1 protein-coding gene is annotated in these 257 nt (G+C 73.2%); it reads left to right on the top strand.

Annotated features, from left to right (window positions below):
* Nucleotides 1–257: hypothetical protein (locus rosag_RS25380; protein ID WP_284352993.1), on the top strand; the 257-nt coding region annotated here is incomplete at both ends.

The following is a 257-nucleotide window of genomic DNA, read 5'->3' as shown; positions in this document are numbered from 1 at the left end:
CGTCGGGACCCGCGGGTGGCGCCTGGTCGGCCTGGAGATCGCCTCGAACCCGGCGAACGCCATCGCGCAGGCCATCGTGGAGCTGGGCACCGGCAGCGAGCGGTCGCTCGCGACGCTCTCGAGCCACCTCGTGCTCGACCGCGTCTGGATCCACGGCCGCGCCGACCAGTACGTGCCGCGCTGCCTCTCGCTCAACAGCGCGCACACCGCGGTGGTCGACTCCTACCTCTCCGACTGCCACACGCGTGGCGGCGAGG

The organism is Roseisolibacter agri, assembly GCF_030159095.1.
GTDB classification, from domain to species: Bacteria; Gemmatimonadota; Gemmatimonadetes; order Gemmatimonadales; family Gemmatimonadaceae; genus Roseisolibacter; species Roseisolibacter agri.
This window is presented reverse-complemented; position numbering and strand designations above follow the sequence as displayed.